We start from the raw sequence: 20,048 nt of genomic DNA on the forward strand, positions 1-20,048 counted from the left end.
ACGGCTTTCCACCAGTCTATGCCTGAAGAAGCGTACCTATACGCACTGCCATACAACCTGTACAAAGAGCACGGTATCCGTCGCTACGGCATGCACGGCACATCACACCTATTCATCGCTCGCGAAGCAGCTGAGCGTCTAGGTAAACCGGCTGACGAGTTGAACATCATCAACTGTCACCTAGGTAACGGCGCGTCTGTGTGTGCAATCAAGAACGGTAAATCAGTAGACACCTCCATGGGTCTAACACCGCTTGAAGGTTTGGTGATGGGTACACGCTGTGGTGATATCGACCCTGCAATCATCTTCCACCTACACGACGCACTAGGTTACTCTGTTGAGCAAATCAACACCATGCTAACCAAAGAGTCTGGCCTACAAGGTCTAACTGAAGTGACGTCTGACTGTCGTTTCGTTGAAGACAACTACGGTCAAAAAGAAGAAGCAACGCGTGCGATGGACGTATTCTGTCACCGCCTAGCGAAATACGTAGCGGGTTACACTGCGACACTGGAAGGCCGTCTAGACGCGATCGTCTTTACTGGCGGTATCGGTGAAAACTCTGGCCCAATCCGTGAGATGGTATTGAACCGTCTAGGCGTATTCGGTATCGAAGTAGATGGTGAAGCAAACCTGAAAGCACGTTTTGGCGGTGAAGGCACCATCACAACTGCAGACAGCCGCATCCCAGCAATGGTGATTTCGACCAACGAAGAGCTTGTCATTGCCGAAGACACTGCTCGCCTAGCAGGTCTTTAATCAGATTCACCGGCTAGCCAAGTGCTAGCCGGTTTTCTAACTGAAGTCGGTCAATTACAGCTAACTGTGATGACCAAGGGGCACAACTGGCATTCTCCCTCTCTATCGTTTATGTCACTGTGCTTAACTCCCCCTAATAGCTAAAGGTACTCTACGAATGTCTCGTACTATTATGCTTATCCCTACCAGTGCTGGCGTCGGTCTGACCAGCGTGAGTATGGGTGTTCTTCGCGCTATGGAGCGTAAAGGCGTTAAAGTTTCTTTCTACAAGCCAATCTGTCAACCTCGTAGCGGTGGCGATCAACCGGATCTCACCTCGACGATTGTGGGCCGTAACAGCGATGTGAAAATCGGCCAGCCAATGCCGATGTCTGTCGCGGAAAGCTTGATCGGTAACGACAACATGGACGAGTTGCTAGAAACCGTCGTTGAACGTTACAACCAGATCAACAAAGATGCAGACGTAACCCTGGTCGAAGGTCTAGTTCCAACGCGTAAGCACCCATTTGCCAACCAAGTGAACGCGGAAATCGCGGCCACATTGGGCGCAGAAATCGTGCTTGTCGCCACACCGGGTACCGATAACCCTGCGCAACTGAAAGAGCGTATTGAAGTTGCGTGTTCAAACTTTGGTGGCACTAAGAACAAAAACATCTCTGGCGTGATCATCAACAAGCTCAACGCACCGGTTGACGAAGCGGGTCGTACTCGCCCTGATCTGTCTGAGATCTTTGATGACGCAGACAGCGCGAAGCAAAGCGAGCTAAAAGTGATGGAGATCTTCAACACTTCTCCTATCCGTGTACTAGGTTGTGTGCCTTGGAGCATCGATCTCATCGCGACACGCGCTATCGACATGGCAGAGCACCTAAAAGCAGACATCATTAACGCTGGTGACATCAACACTCGCCGCATTAAGAGCATCACTTTCTGTGCGCGCTCTTTGCCAAACATGATCGAGCACTTTAAACCGGGTTCACTACTTGTGACGTCAGCAGACCGTCCTGACGTTATCGTTGCCGCATCACTGGCGGCAATGAACGGCGTCGACATCGGTGCTATTTTGCTGACCGGCGGCTACGACATTCCTAAGGAAATCGCAGGTCTCTGTCAGCCAGCGTTTGACACTGGTCTACCTATCTTTAAAGCACAAGGTAACACGTGGCAAACATCATTGAACCTGCAAAGCTTCAGCATCGAAGTTCCCGCAGATGATAAAGAGCGTATCGAGTTCATCAATGAACACGTTGCTGGCCACATCGACGGTAACTGGATTGAGTCTATGACTGAAGGCACGCAAAAATCACGTCGCCTAAGTCCACCCGCGTTCCGTTACCAGTTGACTGAACTGGCCCGTAAAGCAGGCAAGCGTATCGTACTTCCAGAAGGCGACGAACCACGTACAGTGAAAGCGGCTGCCATCTGTGCAGAGCGCGGCATTGCTGAGTGTGTGTTGCTAGGTAACCCCGCTGAAATCCGCCGCGTCGCGGAGCAGCAAGGTGTTGAGCTTGGCGCTGGTGTGCAGATCATCGACTCAGGCGCTATCCGTGAAAACTACGTTGCTCGTCTAGTTGAGCTTCGTGGTGCGAAAGGCATGACTGAAGTGGTTGCGCGTGAGAAGCTTGAAGACTCCGTATTCCTTGGCACCATGATGCTTGAAAACAACGAAGTCGATGGCCTAGTTTCAGGTGCGGTTCACACTACGGCGAACACCATCGTTCCTCCGTTCCAAATCATTAAGACTGCGCCGAATGCGTCTATCGTTTCGTCTGTGTTCTTCATGCTACTGCCAGACCAAGTACTGGTTTACGGCGACTGTGCGATCAACCCAGATCCAACGGCGGAACAATTGGCGGAAATCGCGATTCAATCTGCAGACTCTGCTGCGGCCTTTGGTATTGATCCTCGCGTTGCGATGATCTCTTACTCTACCGGTGAGTCTGGTAAAGGTGCAGACGTCGATAAAGTGCGTGAAGCAACACGCATTGCTAAGGAAAAACGTCCTGATCTAGTGATTGACGGTCCGCTACAGTACGACGCGGCGATCATGGAGAATGTGGCAGCGTCTAAAGCTCCGAACTCGCCTGTTGCAGGTAAAGCAACGGTATTTGTCTTCCCAGACTTGAACACAGGTAACACGACGTACAAAGCGGTACAGCGTAGTGCTGACCTTGTTTCTATCGGTCCAATGCTGCAAGGTATGCGCAAGCCGGTGAACGACCTATCTCGTGGTGCCTTGGTTGATGACATCGTCTACACCATCGCGCTGACAGCGATTCAAGCAGACCAAGAGCAGAAGTAATCACCGCTCTTGCGAGACTCTTTTAAGCCCTCCGACTACTGGAGGGCTTTTTTATTTCCCTATTATTGCAAGCCATACATAACGGCGCCGAGCATAACGGCGGAGCTCATAACCGGCACCACTTTGTGCCATAGCGCCCGGCCACCAATGATGGCCACCATCGACATTTTTACTAACGTATTCACCGCCGCCGCAATTAAGATCGCCAGCGATGCCACCTCTACGCTTAATATGGTCACGCTTTGTCTGCCCAGCGCGAGAGAAATTGCATCGACATCTGTCATGCCAGAGATCCCCGCTAGGATCAGCACACCCGACTCACCAAACCACTCAGTCAAGGCATGCGACAGTAAAATGATCCCCGCAAGCACCAAACCAAACACCAAGGCCGATTGCAACGCAAGTGGGTTACTTTGCTTGCTATTGGGTTCGACAGGCTCGATATGACAGCGGCGCCAAATCCACCATGCGGGCAGATAGAGTGCTGCCATCGTCACTAACGCTGGGTAAGCGATTTGCTCGACCAGTAAGGGGTTAATCACGCTTAGCACAATCAGTAAACGCGGAAACATGGTGCCACAACTGACTAATATGCCCGTAGCGAGTAAACCGCTCAAATGCGGCTGTTCCCGTGATAGATGAGAAAATTGCAATGTCAGCGCCGTCGATGAGCTCAATCCAGCAAATAGCGAAGTGAACAAGATACCCCGTTTGGTACCGCCAATTTTGATCGCAAAATAGCCCACAAAAGAGATGCTTGCGATCAACACCACCATCCACCAAATTTCATATGGATTGAGCGCATTCCAAGGCCCAAAGGTTTGATTTGGTAGCAATGGCAATAAGACGATGGAGATCATCAATAGCCGCAGTGCCGCGTCCAATTCGTACTCTTGTAGACGTTGCAGGGCTTGGTGCAGTTCGCGTTTGTTATCAAGCACCACTGCCGTAATCACCGCCGCTGACGCAGCCAAGACAGCGTACCCCGAGACCGTGAGCGCGCCGAGAACAAAGGTCATCAGCAAGCTGACCACACCGGTAATACTGATGCTGGTGCTGTTTTTTTGCTGCGCGACAAACGCCACACAAGCAAGAATCACCAAGGCGACAAAAGCAAAACCCAGCAGCAAAGGGGAATAGACTTTGCCTAAAATCGCGACCAGCGCGCCGAGTACCGCTACGAGAGAGAAGGTTCGGATCCCTGCAACGCGCGTGCCTTCCGCATTATTGCGCATCACCCAGCCACGCTGTGTCCCAACAATCGCCCCAAGCATCAACGCAATCAAAAGATGCCAAAAGAGCTGCTCATCGCTGACGAGATGTTGTAACTCCATACGCCCTCCCACTTGCTAACTGTTCAATGTTAAGTGTAGGAACTAACGCAGATAATTCTGTGATAGGGCATAAAAAACCCCGCGAAGTGCGGGGGATTAAGTTAAGCGCTGATGGCCTCTCGTCCGTGGGGAGAATCGAGGTCTAATTCTGGTCCTTTAGGTACCACTTGTGTGGGGTTGATCCCGGTGTGACTGAAATAGTAATGGCGCTTAATATGATAGAAATCTGTGGTCTCTTTGACCCCTTCCACTTGGTACAACTCTTTTAAATAACCGTGCAAGTTAGGGTAATCTTCAATACGCTGCTTATTGCATTTAAAGTGGCCCACATACACCGCATCAAAACGAATCAAGGTGGTAAACAAACGCCAATCGGCCTCCGTTACCTGACCGCCCGCTAGGTAGCGATGACTCGCGAGATGAGTATCAAGCTTATCCAACGCAGAGAACAGCTTATCGTATGCTTCTTCGTACGCTTCTTGCGTCGTCGCAAAACCGCAGCGGTAGACACCATTATTGACGTTGGGGTAGATAAAATCGTTCCACTCATCAATCACTTCGCGGAGATGGTCTGGATAGTAATCGAGAGTATTGCCCGTCAAGTCGTTGAACGCATGATTAAACATACGGATGATTTCTGACGACTCATTGCTGACAATGGTGTTGTGCTTTTTATCCCACAAGACAGGCACCGTAACGCGCCCTGTGTAGTCGGACTTAGCCTGAGTGTAGATTTGGTGCAATCGCGTATGACCAAACAGCGGCTCAGGCAGCCCCATTTGCCAGCCTTCACTCATCATATCTGGGCAGACCACAGTGACATCAATATGAGGCTCCAGCCCTTTTAGGCGGCGAAAAATTAGAGTTCGGTGAGCCCAAGGACACGCGAGTGAGACATAAAGATGATAGCGCCCGGATTCCGGCGCAAAACGCGCGCCCTCTTTATTGACGACCCAATCACGAAACCCGGCGTCTTCGCGCACAAATTGACCGCCGTTTGATTTAGTGTCGTACCACACATCGTGCCACACGCCTTCAACTAGCTTGCCCATAATTCACCTTCGTTATTCTCGTTCACTGTAAAAACCTTGCTTTTACTATAGCGAGTTGATTCAAAATGGCAGTAAGGGAAATTAGACGAACTTGGTCAACATATTTGAATAACTGCCAGCAAACTTACTCATAACCAGTAGAGATAAATGAAAGAAATCCTTTGTCTCATCTATTCCTAGCCTCTCCACTATGAGCGCTGAAACTTGATATACCTTCCAGTAAATCGCAACAATTTCCATACCTCTTGCTAACGTCACGGAGAACATCACATTTCAATCAAGACATACATCTTCGATTGTTATGTGTTTAATAACCCCCTCTCTATGTTTCTCATTTTTTGATCTCATTAGGATACGTCGTAAGCGCCCTCTCCCTTCGCTGGCGCACAACAACGAAAAAGGTATAACGATGAAAAACACCACGATTTGTGCAGTGGCTCTGGCCCTCGCTTCTAGCACAATTTTTGCTGCGGACTCGGATGAGTTGCACGCGTTCGATCCACGAAATACCCAATCCCGCATTGGTACTATGGTCAACACAGACAGCGGTGAGTTAAAGCTGTTTGCCGGCTATGGCGCTGCCAACCTTTACGATGCGGGACCAGAAGGCAAAACTCAAACCGTGCTCTTTGGTGAATACTTCACGGATACAGATAACATGCGTGCACGCATGGCGCATTTTGACAGTCGTGTGGGCGGGGTTTATATCGACTTGTATGGCACTAAGCTGGCAGACTCCTACACCGCAGGCTACATGCTGCCTCTGGAAGCCGCCAACAGCACCACAAAGTTCTTCCCTTCAGTGAATTACACTTATGTGGATGTCGACCTCAATAAAGCGGCAGGCCGCATCGCCAAAAACAGTGGCGGTAGCGTTGATGAGATTCAATCTGTGCTGCACTCTTTGGGGGCGAAAGATGCCCACTTAGCATCGGTCAACCTTTATGCCTTGCAGCCTTGGAATGACACCCACTACACCGTCATTCAAGCGATGGCTGGACAAGCTGTCGACGGTATTGATGACCTCAACTTTGTCGATTTGATGTGGGTTCAAGGGATGCAAGCTTATGTGAATGGTCAGAACATTAATATCTTTGTGGAAGGCCGCTATCACAACATTGAGACCGAAGTCCTAGGCCCGAAAAAGCGCAGCGAAGATGCGAAAATTTCATTGGGGATCGATTGGCGTTTCTGAGTGTCAGCCGTGCACATTTAGTAACGCTAAGCCATAAAAAATGCCAGTCACTTGACTGGCATTTTCTATCTATCGATGAGGGTAGGGATTATCCGTTGTTACGAATCCACTCATCCATATCTGTTTTAAGGTTGTCAGACTTAGTACCGAAGATAGCTTGAACACCACCTGCGACGACTACAACGCCTGCTGCACCCAATTTCTTAAGTTTGTCTTGGTCAACCACTTCTGTGTCAGCAACCGCAACACGTAGACGAGTGATACACGCGTCAAGACCTGTAATGTTTGCTTTACCGCCGAACGCTGCAACAAGCTCACCAGCCATGTCTGAACCAGACGCCGCCGCTTCAGCTTGAGTTTCGTCTTCACGACCAGGAGTTTTTAGGTCCATCGCTTTGATCACTGCACGGAATACTACGTAGTAGATTGCTGCGTAAACAAGACCAGTCGCGATCATGATACCCATCTTCTGAGCGTTGCCAGAAAGTACTAGGAAGTCGATCAAGCCGTGAGAGAATGATGTACCGTGTACGAAGCCGATAGTGTTAGCAACAACGTATGCAGAACCAGCAAGTAGAGCGTGGATTCCGTAAAGTAGTGGCGCAACGAATAGGAATGAGAATTCGATTGGCTCAGTAATACCTGTTAGGAATGAAGTCAACGCTGCTGACGCCATGATACCCATAACTTTAACGCGGTTCTCTGGCTTAGCAGAGTGTGCAATCGCGATAGCCGCTGCTGGTAGACCGAACATCTTGAACATGTAGCCACCTGCAAGCTGACCGAAGCCATTACCTGCTGCGCGAGACGCTTCATCTGCCACTAGGTAACATGTCAGTACGCCGTTTTGAGTTTCACCTGCTGCGTTCACACATTGACCTGCTTCGAAGAAGAAAGGTACGTTCCACACGTGGTGTAGACCGAATGGGATCAATGAACGCTCAACGATACCGTAGATACCGAATGCAAGTTGTGGGTTTTGCTCTGCAGCCCAGTGAGAGAACGCACCGATAGCTGAACCAATTGGTGGCCAGATGATAGACAGTACGATACCCAGTGCGATAGCTGCAAAACCAGTGATGATTGGCACAGCACGCTTACCAGCGAAGAAGCCAAGGTACTCAGGCAATTGAATGCGGAAGAAGCGGTTAAACGCCCACGCAGCCACACCACCGACTAGGATACCACCGAGAACACCCGTATCGATTTTCTCAACGCCCATCACGCCAGCCATAACGCTTAGTGTTGCCGTCATGATGCCGTAACCAACGATAGCAGCAAGGCCCGCTACGCCGTCGTTGTTAGTGAAGCCTAGAGCGACACCCACTGCAAATAGCAGTGCCATCTGGCCAAATACTGAACCACCCGCTTGTTCCATTAGGTTTGATACAATCTCTGGAATGAAACCAAGGTTGGCAGCACCAACACCAAGTAGGATACCTGCAACAGGCAATACTGATACTGGTAGCATCAGTGATTTACCTACTTTTTGCAGGTTAGCAAAAAGATTCTTAAACATGTTTATGCTCCTGAAAAGTTATAAGAATTATCGGGCACTAACGGCACACCCCCGCAGCCTTAAATGTTAGCACCCAAAGAAAATGTAACCACATATGACAGTATATTTTCTGCCTCTAAATATATCTTGATGGTGAACAAACTTTCTAGCGCGTTACGAAAATAAGTTTCAAACTACTAGATAGATCACAGTAACGAAGCGCCAAACAAGGCCCTCATACCAACTTATCCCCATGAAAAATATGAAGTTTTTATTGCACAACATTAATTTTATGGCGTAAATAAAATAGAATAGATTGTTATTTTATGTAACAAAATTACATTTGAACAAATTTTGTCTCGCATCTTCAACAGATTTGGTGAACACTGGTTTGATGAGTCAGATACGTGACGCTTGTAACAAAAAAAAAGGGCGAGCGCCCCTTTTTTATACCGCCATTAATTTCTATCTTAAAAAAAGTTTTTTGAAGTTCGTCGTTGTGGCTGCGGCCACCTCATGTAGGCCGCAAGACTTAAGCTTCGCAATGTATGCGGCGACTTCAACCACATAAGCAGGTTCATTCTGTTGGCCGCGATGAGGGACCGGGGCCAAATAGGGAGAATCGGTCTCAATCAACAAGCGATCAAGTGGCAACGCTTTGACCACGTCTTTCAACTCCGTTGCTTGTCGAAACGTCACGATACCAGAGATGGAAATGTAAAAGCCTAACTCCATCGCTTGCTTAGCAAAGGTAAGATCTTCCGTAAAACAGTGGATGACACCACCGCATTTCTCTGCCTGTCCTGCTCTTAAAATAGCCAGAGTATCTTCTCGTGCGTTGCGCGTATGAATGATCAGCGGCTTATTCACATTGACCGCGAGCTCGACCTGCTGCTCAAAGCGCAGTTTTTGCAGGTCAGCGGTTTCAGGCTGATAGTGATAATCCAGGCCCGTTTCACCAATCGCGACCACTTTCGGATGACTTGCGTATTCATGTAAGCGATCAAGGGCAAAGTCACTTTCGACGTCCAATGGATGAACCCCACACGACGCGTGTACGTTGTCATAAGGCTCAATCATAGCCAACATATCGGGAAACGAATCAAGCGTGACCCCCACCGAAAGCAACTCGGTGACATTAGCAGCGGTGGCTTTCTTTATGACATCAGCCACATCATTATGTCGCTCTTGGTAATCAAGTTTATCTAGATGACAGTGCGAATCTACGAACATAATTCCTCTTTTAATGAGAACAACCAACTCATGATCAGTAACTCTGCGTTGAGCCCTGGGTGGTCACTCAGTTGATTAATAAGTTTAGTCAGTGATTGTGTATGTTGGTAGAGCTGCGCGTAAGACACTGTCTCAGCTACACGCTGACAGCCAGGTGTCATCGCCTCATCCCTCACTGAAAAATGAATTTTTTGTGCATCAGTCAGCAAGGTCCATAACCAGGGTAGAGACTCATCGGGCGCTTTCGCCAATTCCTTAGCAAGCTTCACCCCATCGTCTTGGCTGACCAAAAACGCAAGCAAGGCGGACTCTAGCTGCTGATACTGAGATTCCCCCCCCTGTTCAATAAACGCCAACGTATCGAGCGGGGAGTTCGCATGAATATGGGCGGCAAAGGCTGGCACCGCCTTTTGTGTGTGATGTGACAACCACTCTGCGACGTCGGTGGCACTCGGCGTATTGAGATACCATTGCTGGCAGCGACTGGTGATGGTGGCAAGCAGATGATTCTGACGGTGCGTCACCAAAAGGAACAGACAGTTTTCCCCTGGCTCTTCCAAGGTTTTGAGCAAAGCGTTCGAGGCGGACGTGTTCATTGCCTCAGCCGGCTCAATCACAAACAGTCGATAGCCACCAAGTTGGGACGATTCTTGTGCTAACCGGTTGCACTGCCGCACCTGTTCAACCGTGATCGCTTTGCCCTCTTTTTCAGGCACCACTCGATGAAAATCGGGATGGCTTTGCGATTGCATCAACTGGCAACCATGACAAAACCCACACGGCTCAGAGTGGTCGTGTTGGCACATCACTGCTCTTGAGAGTCTGTCCACCAACTGCTCTGCCCCCATGCCACTCTGTGCAATCAACATCGAGGCGTTGGCAAAACGTTGGTGTTCGAGGCTCGATTTCCACTCCGCCCAAAGCGGTGTTAACCAAGGGTACAGCTCATTCATACTAGGCGACGCCTTGCTCAGTCTGAGCCTCTAGCCAGCCTTTCAACGCCGCAGAGATATCAGCAGCCACTTGCTCTATAGATTGCTCAGCATTGATGATCAGAACCGTTGCATCATGGCGCGCGATCTCAAGATAGCGTGCGCGAGTACGATCGAAAAAACTCATGTCCATTTTTTCAATTCTGTCGAGTTCACCCCGACCACGCGCTCGCTCAAGGCCAACTCGAGGGTCGATGTCTAAGTACAAGGTCAAGTCGGGCTTAAAGTCGCCAAGCGTCGTCTGTTTGAGTGTTGACATCGTCTCAGCGGTAATCTGTCGGCCGCCACCCTGATAGGCTTGCGAGGACATATCATGACGATCGCCCACCACCCACTCACCTTTTTCCAAGGCAGGCTTAATGACATTTTCCACCAGTTGGACACGCGCGGCATACATCAACAGTAGCTCCGTCATGTCTTGCAGCACTTCACCCTCATGCTCTTGCTTGACCAAGTCACGTAACTTTTCAGCCAACGTGGTGCCACCGGGTTCGCGAGTTTGTTGAATCGAAGTGATGCCCGCCGCTTGTAACGTGGTCAATACGGCTTGAATCGCGGTGCTTTTACCCGCGCCTTCTAATCCTTCGATAACAATAAATTTTGCTTGTGTCATTGTTTACTTCTTAACTGTTTTAAATAGGCTCGGACCGCGCGGTTGTGCTCAGCCAATGTTTTTGAAAACACATGACCGCCGGTTCCACTGGCGACAAAGTAGTAGTAATCCCCATTCTCAGGGTTGGTCGCCGCTGCAATAGAGGCTTCACCCGGCATCGCGATCGGCGTAGGTGGCAGACCAAAAATGACATAGGTGTTATAAGGCGTGGGCGTACGAAGGTCTTTCTTACGTATGTTGCCGTCGTAGCTGTCGCCCATACCATAAATAACCGTCGGATCGGTTTGCAAACGCATACCTTTGTTGAGGCGATTAACAAACACTGACGCGACTCGCTCTCGCTCTTCTTCCACTGAGGTCTCTTTTTCAATGATAGAAGCAAGAATGAGGGCTTCATACGACGATTTCAATGGTAAATCACGCTGACGTTCTGCCCAGTGATAATCGAGCACCTGAGTGAGCTTACGCGATGCTCGCTCAAGAATATCCAACTCTGACGCTCCGAAGGTATAGTGGTAGGTTTCGGCTAAGAACATGCCTTCTAACTTCTCCACATCGAGCTCTAGCGCTCGGGCAATCTCCGCTTCCGTCATCTCTGTCGTATCATGCGTCAGATGCGGCGCTTGAGACAGCGCTTCACGCCACTCTTTGAACGTCGACCCTTCAACAAAGGTGATCGAAAACTGGTGCTCTTTACCCGACTTAAAAAGCAGCAACGCCTGACGTAGCGTCAGGCCAGGTTCCAACAGATAGGTGCCCGCTTTTACTTGAGTAAGCTCGGGATAAAAGCGTCGAACCAGCGGCGTTAAATCGCTCGGTTCGATAAGGTCGCTCTGAGTAAGGTCACTTAACACTCGCTGAAAGCTGGTACCGGTTTTAAGGGTAAAAATGCGTTCTTGTGTCATCGATAGGGGTTGATTGACGTACTCATTCACTTGGTTAGTGATGTAGCGGTAACCCGCAAAAGCAATCAACAATATAGCAATCAATAAATAGGTGATTTTCTTAATCACGAGGAAAGGTTCTCCTGAAATCGTCGAGTTTGTGGTCCAATGGTGAACATTTTATGCGAAATAGCGCTGACCGGTGCGACACCTAACAAAGCGTTGCAGATGAAGATCTCGTCGGCCTGTTCAATATCGCAGAGCGTGAATTGCCCCACTTCAATGTGCAATCCCATTGTCAATGCGCATTGAAGCACGCGCTCTCTCATTGTCCCCGCGACCCCCGCAAGAGTAAGGTCGGGGGTAAATAACGTGTCTTCGCGACACCAAAACAGGTTCGCCATCGTGGTTTCTATCACGAAGCCATCAATGTCGAGTGCCAAGCCATCTGCATAGCCTTGCTCGTCTAACTCTTGCTTGAGCAACACTTGCTCAAGTCGGTTGTTGTGTTTGTGACCAGCAAGGAGTGGGTTGTGGCCTAAACGCCGCTCGCACACGCCAAGTGCTACGCCATTCTGTTGCCATTGTTCATAATGGGTGGGAAATGGAAAGTGACTAATAGTAACATTGGGTGTCGTGACGTGCGCAGGGCTATATCCGCGCCCACCTTCTCCTCGGCTGACATGCAGCTTGAGACCGGCATTCGCTGCAGGCAGTGACGCCGTCTCTAGCCATTGGCGCACTTGCTGCCAATCTGGGAACTCAATACCCAGCAAACGCAAGCACGCTTCCATTCTCGACACATGGGCTGACCACCCCTCAATCTGACCATGGCGAGTCAGTATGGTCGTAAAGCAGCCATCACCATATTGAAACGATCGATCACTTAGCGCGATTGAGTCCGCTCTCTGTCCATTGACCCAAAACATCCATCCACCTTAGAAAACAAAACGGCTTAATACCGAAGCATTAAGCCGTTTTAACACAAATCATCCCACTACACGTAGCACGGTTTAGATCTTTTTGAACACCAACGAGCCGTTCGTACCACCAAAGCCGAATGAGTTACAAATCGCGTAATCCATCGATACTTCTTTCGCAGTGTGCGGCACAAGATCGATATCCTCTAACCCTTCTTCCGGGTTATCAAGGTTGATCGTCGGCGGCACAATTTGATCGCGCAAAGAGAGTACGGTAATGATGGCTTCTACTGAGCCCGCAGCACCCAACAAGTGACCTGTCATCGACTTGGTTGATGACACTTTGACTTGTTTCGCGCCCGATTCACCCAGTGCACGGCGGATGCCTTTCACTTCCGCGACGTCGCCTGCTGGCGTCGATGTACCGTGTGCATTCACGTAGCCAACTTGTGTGCCTTCGATATCCGCGTCACGCATGGCCGCTTCCATTGCCAATGCACCGCCTGAGCCATCTTCACTTGGCGAAGTCATGTGGTAAGCGTCACCTGACATACCAAAGCCAACCACTTCAGCGTAAATTTTCGCGCCACGCGCTTTCGCGTGTTCGTACTCTTCTAGCACCATCATGCCTGCGCCATCACCAAGAACAAAACCGTCACGGTCTTTGTCCCAAGGGCGAGAGGCTTTTTGAGGCGCATCATTACGAGTAGACAGTGCTTTCGCTGCACCAAAACCTGCCATACCAAGTGGGGTGGACGCTTTTTCTGAGCCACCCGCCACCATCGCTTCGCAATCGCCATACGCGATCATACGCGCTGCATGGCCGATGTTGTGCAGACCAGTTGTACACGCCGTCGAGATCGCAATATTTGGACCACGTAGACCACGCATAATTGATAAGTTACCCGCCACCATGTTAACAATGGTCGATGGGACGAAGAACGGACTCACTTTACGTGGACCTTTCTCGACCAATGCTGAGTGACCCGCTTCAATCAAGTCAAGGCCACCAATGCCTGAACCGATAGCGACGCCCACTCGTGCGGCGTTTTCTTCGTTAATTTCTAAGCCAGAGTCATCAAGAGCCTGAATACCCGCTGCGATACCGTACTGGATGAACAAGTCCATCTTACGTGCATCTTTCTTTGACATGTATTCTGTGCAATCAAAATCTTTGACTAGGCCTGCAAAACGAGTTGAGAAATTTTCAGTATCAAAGTGCTCGATATTGACGATACCACTTTGACCAGCTAGCAGGGCTTTCCAAGAGGATTCTACAGTGTTGCCTACCGGTGACAACATACCCATGCCAGTGACAACAACACGACGCTTGGACACGATTTTATTCTCCGGGTTTGAAATGATTCTATGGGAGGTATAGAAGAGTTGGTAAAACACAGGCGGCCAGTTGGCCGCCTGAGAGAGGGGTTTACTGAGCGCTGTTTACGTAGTCGATTGCAGCTTGAACAGTAGTGATCTTCTCAGCTTCTTCGTCTGGAATCTCAGTGTCGAATTCTTCTTCTAGAGCCATTACTAGTTCAACAGTGTCTAGAGAATCGGCACCTAGGTCATCAACGAAAGAAGCTTCGTTTTTCACTTCTGCTTCGTCTACACCTAGCTGTTCAACAATGATTTTCTTTACGCGTTCTTCGATGTTGCTCATTTTTTCTTTTCCTTTACAGATTTCGCTCAATGCGATGATTCCGTAGTTTATTCGAACTATTGAAAGTTGCAAGTGGGACCTTGCTGGTCAAACCACAATTTTAGCGATTTTAACCGAAATTCAATACATTTTTGACTTAAATCATGCACAAATCTTGTGCACTTCACTGCCAATAAACACTGACTATAGGCTATTTTTATGACATTAAATAGCCAATTTGGCGACATTGGGTACAAATTGAAGATTCAGCAAAGTTTCGAGTGATATTTGATGTAAAAGTTCACTTTCACTTGCTAAAGCCCAATTTAAACCATGTACATCCCGCCATTTACGTGCAAAGTTTCGCCGGTGATGTATGCCGCTTCTGGGGAAGCCAGAAATACCACTGCCGACGCAATCTCACGTGGGTCACCAAGACGACCCGCTGGGACGTTCGATAGTGTTGCCGCACGCTGATCGTCGTTCAATGCTTTGGTCATGTCTGTCTCAATAAAGCCAGGCGCCACAGTATTCACTGTGATGCCGCGAGACGCAACTTCACGTGCCATTGATTTAGTAAAACCAATCACGCCAGCTTTCGCTGCCGCGTAGTTAGCCTGACCTGCGTTACCCATAGTGCCAACCACAGAACCTACGTTGATGATACGGCCATGACGCTTTTTCATCATGCCGCGCAATACCGCTTTTGACATACGGAAAATCGGCGTGAGGTTGGTATCGATGATGTCGTTCCACTCATCGTCTTTCATACGCATCAGCAAGTTGTCACGTGTGATACCTGCGTTATTCACTAGGATGTCAATCGCACCAAACTCGTCATTAATGGTTTTCAGGGTTGACTCGATGGAGTTCACGTCTGTGACGTTTAACGCGAGTCCTTTACCTTTGTCCCCTAGGTATTCGCTGATCGCTGCCGCACCGCCTTCAGAGGTTGCAGTACCGATCACTGTCGCACCACGCTCAACCAATAGTTCAGCGATAGCACGGCCGATACCACGGCTAGCACCGGTAACCAGTGCGATTTTACCTTCAAGATTCATCATGTTTGTTGTTTCCTTTGAGTCGCTTATGACTTAGCTGCTTCGAGTGAAGCGACATCGTTAACGGCTGCGCCGCTAAGCGTTTTTACAATACGTTTCGTCAAGCCAGTCAATACTTTACCTGGGCCAAATTCTAACAGTGATTCGACGCCTTGCTCGCTCATGAGCTGAACACTTTCCGTCCAACGCACCGGGCTGTAAAGCTGACGCACCAGTGCTTCTTTGATTTTCGCAGGATCGGTCTCTGCCACGACGTCCACGTTGTTGATGACGGGTAAAGAAGGCGTGTTGAACTCGATCTCTTCTAGTGCAACCGCCAGTTTATCCGCCGCAGGCTTCATCAGAGCGCAGTGAGAAGGCACAGAGACAGGTAAAGGCAACGCGCGCTTTGCGCCCGCTTCTTTACATAAGGCGCCCGCACGTTCCACCGCCGCTTTACTGCCGGCGATAACAACTTGACCTGGCGAGTTAAAGTTAACAGGAGAGACAACCTCGCCTTGCGCTGCGTCTTCACACGCTTGAGCAATCGCGGCATCGTCAAGACCGATAATTGCATACATAGCGCCCGTGCCCGCTGGTACCGCTTCTTGCATTAAGCGGCCGCGCAATTCAACTAGCTTGATCGCCTGCTGGAAATCAATCACACCTGCACACACAAGTGCAGAGTACTCACCTAAGCTGTGACCCGCTAGGTTGGCTGGCAGCTCTTGTCCTAGCTCTTGCCACACACGCCATACCGCAACCGAAGACGCTAGCAGCGCAGGCTGGGTGCGAAATGTCTGGTTAAGATCTTCCACTGGCCCATCTTGCACCAACGCCCAAAGATCGTAACCGAGTGCTTCTGAAGCCTCAGCAAACGTCGCTTTCACTACTGGGTATTGCTCGCCAAGTTCAGCCAACATGCCAACGGCTTGCGATCCTTGACCTGGAAATACGATAGCAAACTTGCTCATACTCTTTTCCTTAACTCAATTTCTTTTAAGACTTGATTCGGTTGCTCTTTCTGCTGTCAGAAAGAAAAGATGCCACTGCGGCATCTTCAATTTGAATTCTTGCGTGATTAAAACTTCACTAGGGCTGAACCCCATGTGAAGCCACCGCCAAAGGCTTCAAGCAGCAAGGTTTGCCCACGCTGAATACGCCCATCACGTACGGCTTCATCAAGTGCAGTCGGTACTGTCGCCGCAGAGGTGTTACCGTGCCTATCCAGTGTGACCACGACTTGATCCATTGACATCGCCAACTTCTTCGCGGTCGCAGAAATAATGCGAAGGTTTGCCTGATGTGGCACCAACCAATCCAGCTCGGTTTTATCCATGCCGTTTTGCTTGAGAGTTTCCGTCACAAGGCGAGACAACTGAGTCACCGCTACTTTGAAGACTTCATTACCCGCCATGTGCAACCAGCTATTGATGTCATCACTGTGCTCAAAGTCACTGCTGATTTCTTCACGGCGATTAGGGTATTTCAAGCTCAGTAGGTCGCCAAAGCGACCGTCGGCATTAATGGTGGTCGACAAAATACCCGGCTCATTACTCGCGCCTACAATAACCGCACCAGCGGCATCACCAAACAAGATCACGGTCGAGCGATCACTCGGGTCACAGGTTTTTGATAACGCATCAGCGCCGATCACCAAGATGTGTTTGCAATGACCGGTTTTGATGTACTGATCGGCCACCGACAGTGCGTAAACAAAGCCGGAACACGCCGCAGCCATGTCAAACGCTGGGCAGTGTTTAATGCCAAGCAAGGCTTGCACCTGACAGGCCGCTGATGGAAATGCATGTGAACCACTGGTGGTCGCAACAAGAATCATGTCGATGTCGTTCTTGTCAATGCCTGCCATCTCGATAGCATTTTTCGCCGCTTGGTAACCCATATCTGCAACGGTTTCATTTTCCGCAGCAATACGACGCTCTTTAATACCCGTGCGAGCAACAATCCACTCATCACTTGTATCTACCATTTTCTCTAAGTCTGCGTTTGAACGCACCTGAGATGGCAGGTAGCTGCCAGTACCTAAAATTTTGCTATACATGAAGACTAGTAATGCCTCTCTTGGGGTTGCTGATCGAACAGAACCGTTTCCAAACGATCACTAATACGGCTTGGTACTTGTCGTTTGACCTCGTGTAATGCTTCACCAATGGCATTGATGACCGCGTCTACATCAGCACTTCCATGGCTTTTTATGACAATGCCGCGCAATCCTAGCAAACTTGCGCCGTTATACTGGTCGGGGTTCAGGGTTTTTAGCTCATTAAATAAGCCAGAAAATAATTTTCTTGCAATCCAACCCTTTATAGATGAGGCCATCATGTGTGATTTCAACTTATCGATAAAGAGTTGCGCTGTCCCTTCACAGGTTTTGAGGCAGATATTGCCCACAAAACCATCACAAACGACGACATCAGCGGCATCGCGTAACAATTGGTTGCCTTCAATATAGCCGACAAAATTGACCGACTGAGTCTGAGAAAGCATTTCAGCGCAGCGTTTAACGAGATCATTACCTTTGATCTCTTCAGCGCCGATATTGAGAATAGCGACTCGTGGCGGTTTACCCAAGTATTGTTCGACTAACGCACTGCCCATTACCGCAAATTGAAACAGCGAATCGGCGTCACTCGAGACATTGGCCCCTAAATCCAACATCCAGGTTTTACCGCCGGATGCCGTTGGCAACGCAGAAATTAATGCAGGACGTTCAATACCCGGTAAAAGCTTAAGCTTGAAGCGTGACAATGCCATTAACGCGCCGGTGTTGCCACCGCTGACACACGCATCCGCTTCAGCGTTGGATACCGCATCGATTGCCATCGCCATGGACGTATTCGCACTATTGCGCAGCGCTAGAGAAGGTTTTTCTGAGTTAGAAATGACTCGGTCACTGTGCACAACGCGTAACCGTGCGTTGGACTGAACACCAAGTTGGGAGAGTTGGGTTGTGATCATGTGCTGATCACCCAAGATGATCACTTTTAGCTCTGGGAAATGCGACAGTGCCTGCACGGCGGCAGGCACTGTAACGCGAGGACCGAAATCCCCGCCCATTGCATCAAGTGCAACGGTTATATTTTGCAAAGGTCAACCTTACTTGTTGATAACCTTCTTGCCGCGGTAGTAACCTTCAGCAGTCACGTTGTGACGTAGGTGAGTTTCACCTGAAGTTGCGTCAACAGAAAGTGCAGCTGTAGTTAGGGCATCGTGTGAACGACGCATACCACGCTTAGAACGTGTTTTACGGTTTTTTTGTACGGCCATTGACCCTACTCCTATGTTAGTTCTTAAAGTGTCTTGCTTACTAAAAAGTTAACGCTTTAAGCTTTTCAAAACATCGAATGGATTCGGCTTCTCTTCCACTACCTCTTCTGGAAGGTCACCAAACACCATGTTATCTGAATCAACGCTACAATCCGCTTCATCATGCATTGCTACTTGAGGCAAGTTGAGAATGAACTCGTCTTCAGCTAACTGTATTAGGTCGACTTCACCGTACTCGTTCAGATCTACCAAATCGTACTCTTCCGGTGCGTCTTCTTCACTCTTCTCGCTATAGTATGGCGTGTAAGTGAATTCGACTTCGCACTCATGTGCGAAAACCTCATTACAGCGTTGACACTCTAAATCGACTTCGATGTTAGCTTTACCAGAGATAACAACAAGTCGCTGTTCATCCAACTCAAATGACAATGACACTTGAGCGTCGCGTTTAACGCCTTCGACTGATTCGCTTAAGCGCTTAAAAAGACTTTCTTGAATGATACCATCATAATCAAGACGCTTTTGAGCCGCTCTTGCGGGATCAACCGTTCGCGGTATTTTTACCTTTTGCATAGGGCGCGAATTCTATCTTCCAATTCATTTTGAGTCAAAGAAAAAGGAGAAAAAGTTGGACTTTTTTTCCTTTGCTCCACCAGAGCAATGATCTTAGCAAAAAGATCCTTTAAGCTCACCTAAATCAAACAAAACACTGATGATTTAAAATGTACTCTTACCCACTCGTCTTAGCGTCCACCTCTCCCTACCGTAAACTATTGTTGGAAAAACTCGGTCTCACGTTTAGCGCCATCGCACCAGACTGTGACGAAACGCCACTAAGAAACGAATCACCTCAAGCGTTAGTGGAACGTCTCGCAGTGGGTAAAGCGCAAGGTTGTTCACTATCGCAGCCGAGCCTTGTCATCGGTAGCGATCAAGTGTGTGTGATTGACGGCGAAATTGTTGGTAAGCCCCATACACGTGAGCGCGCCATTGAACAATTGCGTCGGCAAAGCGGCCGTGCGATCTGTTTTTACACAGGCGTTGCCTTATTCAACAGTGCCACCCAAGCGCTGCACACCCGCGTCGATACGTTTACCGTACATTTTCGCACGCTCACCGAGCAGCAAATTGAACGCTATGTCGATAAAGAGCAGCCCTTTTATTGCGCAGGGAGCTTTAAAAGTGAAGGGTTAGGTATTGCGCTGTTTGAGCGCTTAGAAGGCAAGGACCCCAACACCTTGGTCGGATTACCCTTGATTGATTTGGTTGACATGCTTGAGCAAGAGGGCGTATCCG

Annotated in this window: 20 protein-coding genes; 4 read left to right on the forward strand and 16 right to left on the reverse strand. The window is 49.2% G+C overall.

Annotated features, from left to right (window positions below; translation table 11 throughout):
• Together AC6R1O_RS19645 and pta are read left to right on the forward strand one after the other, a co-directional pair.
• Nucleotides 1–759: acetate/propionate family kinase (locus tag AC6R1O_RS19645; RefSeq protein ID WP_500657678.1), on the forward strand; the 759-nt coding region annotated here is incomplete at its 5' end.
• 157 nt (nt 760–916) lie between these two features.
• The gene (gene pta / locus AC6R1O_RS19650; RefSeq protein ID WP_500657679.1) at nt 917–3,061 is read left to right on the forward strand and encodes a phosphate acetyltransferase; all 2,145 of its coding nucleotides are present in this window, start codon (nt 917–919) and stop codon (nt 3,059–3,061) included.
• 62 nt (nt 3,062–3,123) lie between these two features.
• On the opposite strand, the gene AC6R1O_RS19655 is transcribed toward pta, so the two are convergent.
• Both AC6R1O_RS19655 and AC6R1O_RS19660 read right to left on the reverse strand, forming a co-directional pair.
• Nucleotides 3,124–4,395 carry an MgtC/SapB family protein gene (locus AC6R1O_RS19655; protein ID WP_500657680.1) on the reverse strand — a complete coding sequence of 424 codons (1,272 nt, stop codon included), beginning with the start codon at nt 4,393–4,395 and terminating at the stop codon, nt 3,124–3,126.
• A gap of 101 nt (nt 4,396–4,496) precedes the next feature.
• Nucleotides 4,497–5,447: a glutathione S-transferase family protein gene (locus AC6R1O_RS19660; protein ID WP_500657682.1), complete on the reverse strand. Its 951-nt coding sequence runs from the start codon at nt 5,445–5,447 to the stop codon at nt 4,497–4,499.
• Between the two features lie 409 nt (nt 5,448–5,856).
• Here AC6R1O_RS19660 and AC6R1O_RS19665 point away from each other — a divergent pair, with 409 nt between their 5' ends.
• Nucleotides 5,857–6,642, forward strand: coding sequence for a hypothetical protein (locus tag AC6R1O_RS19665; protein ID WP_500657683.1), 786 nt, complete (start codon nt 5,857–5,859; stop codon nt 6,640–6,642).
• Between the two features lie 88 nt (nt 6,643–6,730).
• On the opposite strand, the gene ptsG is transcribed toward AC6R1O_RS19665, so the two are convergent.
• The 14 genes from ptsG to yceD all read right to left on the reverse strand — a co-directional run bounded on the left by ptsG (nt 6,731) and on the right by yceD (nt 19,325).
• The gene (ptsG, locus tag AC6R1O_RS19670) at nt 6,731–8,161 is read right to left on the reverse strand and encodes a PTS glucose transporter subunit IIBC (RefSeq protein ID WP_500630298.1); all 1,431 of its coding nucleotides are present in this window, start codon (nt 8,159–8,161) and stop codon (nt 6,731–6,733) included.
• A 444-nt stretch (nt 8,162–8,605) separates the two neighbouring features.
• The gene (locus AC6R1O_RS19675; RefSeq protein ID WP_500630299.1) at nt 8,606–9,373 is read right to left on the reverse strand and encodes a TatD family hydrolase; all 768 of its coding nucleotides are present in this window, start codon (nt 9,371–9,373) and stop codon (nt 8,606–8,608) included.
• A complete protein-coding gene (holB, locus tag AC6R1O_RS19680; protein WP_500632681.1) occupies nt 9,364–10,326 on the reverse strand; it encodes a DNA polymerase III subunit delta' in 963 nt (320 codons plus the stop codon). The genes AC6R1O_RS19675 and holB overlap by 10 nt, the downstream gene beginning before the upstream one ends.
• 1 nt (nt 10,327) lies before the next feature.
• A complete protein-coding gene (gene tmk, locus AC6R1O_RS19685; protein WP_500626108.1) occupies nt 10,328–10,978 on the reverse strand; it encodes a dTMP kinase in 651 nt (216 codons plus the stop codon).
• Nucleotides 10,975–11,991, reverse strand: a complete 1,017-nt coding sequence (gene mltG / locus AC6R1O_RS19690; protein WP_500626107.1) for an endolytic transglycosylase MltG — start codon at nt 11,989–11,991, stop codon at nt 10,975–10,977. The genes tmk and mltG overlap by 4 nt, the downstream gene beginning before the upstream one ends.
• Nucleotides 11,988–12,791, reverse strand: coding sequence for an aminodeoxychorismate lyase (pabC, locus tag AC6R1O_RS19695; RefSeq protein WP_500657684.1), 804 nt, complete (start codon nt 12,789–12,791; stop codon nt 11,988–11,990). The genes mltG and pabC overlap by 4 nt, the downstream gene beginning before the upstream one ends.
• An 84-nt stretch (nt 12,792–12,875) precedes the next feature.
• Entirely contained in the window at nt 12,876–14,120 is a 1,245-nt protein-coding gene (gene fabF, locus AC6R1O_RS19700; protein ID WP_500630303.1) for a beta-ketoacyl-ACP synthase II, read from the reverse strand.
• Between the two features lie 91 nt (nt 14,121–14,211).
• Nucleotides 14,212–14,445 carry an acyl carrier protein gene (gene acpP / locus AC6R1O_RS19705; protein ID WP_004406112.1) on the reverse strand — a complete coding sequence of 78 codons (234 nt, stop codon included), beginning with the start codon at nt 14,443–14,445 and terminating at the stop codon, nt 14,212–14,214.
• A gap of 305 nt (nt 14,446–14,750) precedes the next feature.
• Nucleotides 14,751–15,485 (reverse strand): 3-oxoacyl-ACP reductase FabG, encoded by a 735-nt coding sequence (gene fabG, locus AC6R1O_RS19710; protein WP_334552782.1) that lies wholly within the window; start codon nt 15,483–15,485, stop codon nt 14,751–14,753.
• Between the two features lie 26 nt (nt 15,486–15,511).
• A complete protein-coding gene (gene fabD / locus AC6R1O_RS19715; protein WP_487901115.1) occupies nt 15,512–16,438 on the reverse strand; it encodes an ACP S-malonyltransferase in 927 nt (308 codons plus the stop codon).
• Between the two features lie 107 nt (nt 16,439–16,545).
• The gene (locus AC6R1O_RS19720; protein ID WP_500630304.1) at nt 16,546–17,526 is read right to left on the reverse strand and encodes a beta-ketoacyl-ACP synthase III; all 981 of its coding nucleotides are present in this window, start codon (nt 17,524–17,526) and stop codon (nt 16,546–16,548) included.
• 5 nt (nt 17,527–17,531) lie between these two features.
• Nucleotides 17,532–18,572: a phosphate acyltransferase PlsX gene (gene plsX, locus AC6R1O_RS19725; RefSeq protein WP_334552536.1), complete on the reverse strand. Its 1,041-nt coding sequence runs from the start codon at nt 18,570–18,572 to the stop codon at nt 17,532–17,534.
• A 9-nt stretch (nt 18,573–18,581) separates the two neighbouring features.
• Nucleotides 18,582–18,752 (reverse strand): 50S ribosomal protein L32, encoded by a 171-nt coding sequence (gene rpmF / locus AC6R1O_RS19730; RefSeq protein WP_014232495.1) that lies wholly within the window; start codon nt 18,750–18,752, stop codon nt 18,582–18,584.
• A 48-nt stretch (nt 18,753–18,800) separates the two neighbouring features.
• Nucleotides 18,801–19,325 carry a 23S rRNA accumulation protein YceD gene (gene yceD / locus AC6R1O_RS19735; RefSeq protein WP_500632685.1) on the reverse strand — a complete coding sequence of 175 codons (525 nt, stop codon included), beginning with the start codon at nt 19,323–19,325 and terminating at the stop codon, nt 18,801–18,803.
• Between the two features lie 149 nt (nt 19,326–19,474).
• On the opposite strand from yceD, the gene AC6R1O_RS19740 reads away from it, so the two are divergent.
• Nucleotides 19,475–20,048: Maf family protein (locus AC6R1O_RS19740; RefSeq protein WP_500657686.1), on the forward strand; the 574-nt coding region annotated here is incomplete at its 3' end.

It is taken from the genome of Vibrio sp. R11-SG3-ISO3-SZ, assembly GCF_059834345.1.

Bases quoted from the DNA above. Each gene is read 5' to 3' on its own strand.
- holB (WP_500632681.1), bottom strand. From the start codon at position 10,326: ATGAATGAGCTGTACCCTTGGTTAACACCGCTTTGGGCGGAGTGGAAA.
- AC6R1O_RS19675 (WP_500630299.1), bottom strand. From the start codon at position 9,373: ATGTTCGTAGATTCGCACTGTCATCTAGATAAACTTGATTACCAAGAG.
- AC6R1O_RS19655 (WP_500657680.1), bottom strand. From the start codon at position 4,395: ATGGAGTTACAACATCTCGTCAGCGATGAGCAGCTCTTTTGGCATCTT.
- pabC (WP_500657684.1), bottom strand. From the start codon at position 12,791: ATGTTTTGGGTCAATGGACAGAGAGCGGACTCAATCGCGCTAAGTGAT.
- tmk (WP_500626108.1), bottom strand. From the start codon at position 10,978: ATGACACAAGCAAAATTTATTGTTATCGAAGGATTAGAAGGCGCGGGT.
- yceD (WP_500632685.1), bottom strand. From the start codon at position 19,325: ATGCAAAAGGTAAAAATACCGCGAACGGTTGATCCCGCAAGAGCGGCT.
- AC6R1O_RS19660 (WP_500657682.1), bottom strand. From the start codon at position 5,447: ATGGGCAAGCTAGTTGAAGGCGTGTGGCACGATGTGTGGTACGACACT.
- pta (WP_500657679.1), top strand. From the start codon at position 917: ATGTCTCGTACTATTATGCTTATCCCTACCAGTGCTGGCGTCGGTCTG.
- fabD (WP_487901115.1), bottom strand. From the start codon at position 16,438: ATGAGCAAGTTTGCTATCGTATTTCCAGGTCAAGGATCGCAAGCCGTT.
- AC6R1O_RS19720 (WP_500630304.1), bottom strand. From the start codon at position 17,526: ATGTATAGCAAAATTTTAGGTACTGGCAGCTACCTGCCATCTCAGGTG.
- acpP (WP_004406112.1), bottom strand. From the start codon at position 14,445: ATGAGCAACATCGAAGAACGCGTAAAGAAAATCATTGTTGAACAGCTA.
- ptsG (WP_500630298.1), bottom strand. From the start codon at position 8,161: ATGTTTAAGAATCTTTTTGCTAACCTGCAAAAAGTAGGTAAATCACTG.
- AC6R1O_RS19665 (WP_500657683.1), top strand. From the start codon at position 5,857: ATGAAAAACACCACGATTTGTGCAGTGGCTCTGGCCCTCGCTTCTAGC.
- fabG (WP_334552782.1), bottom strand. From the start codon at position 15,485: ATGAATCTTGAAGGTAAAATCGCACTGGTTACCGGTGCTAGCCGTGGT.
- rpmF (WP_014232495.1), bottom strand. From the start codon at position 18,752: ATGGCCGTACAAAAAAACCGTAAAACACGTTCTAAGCGTGGTATGCGT.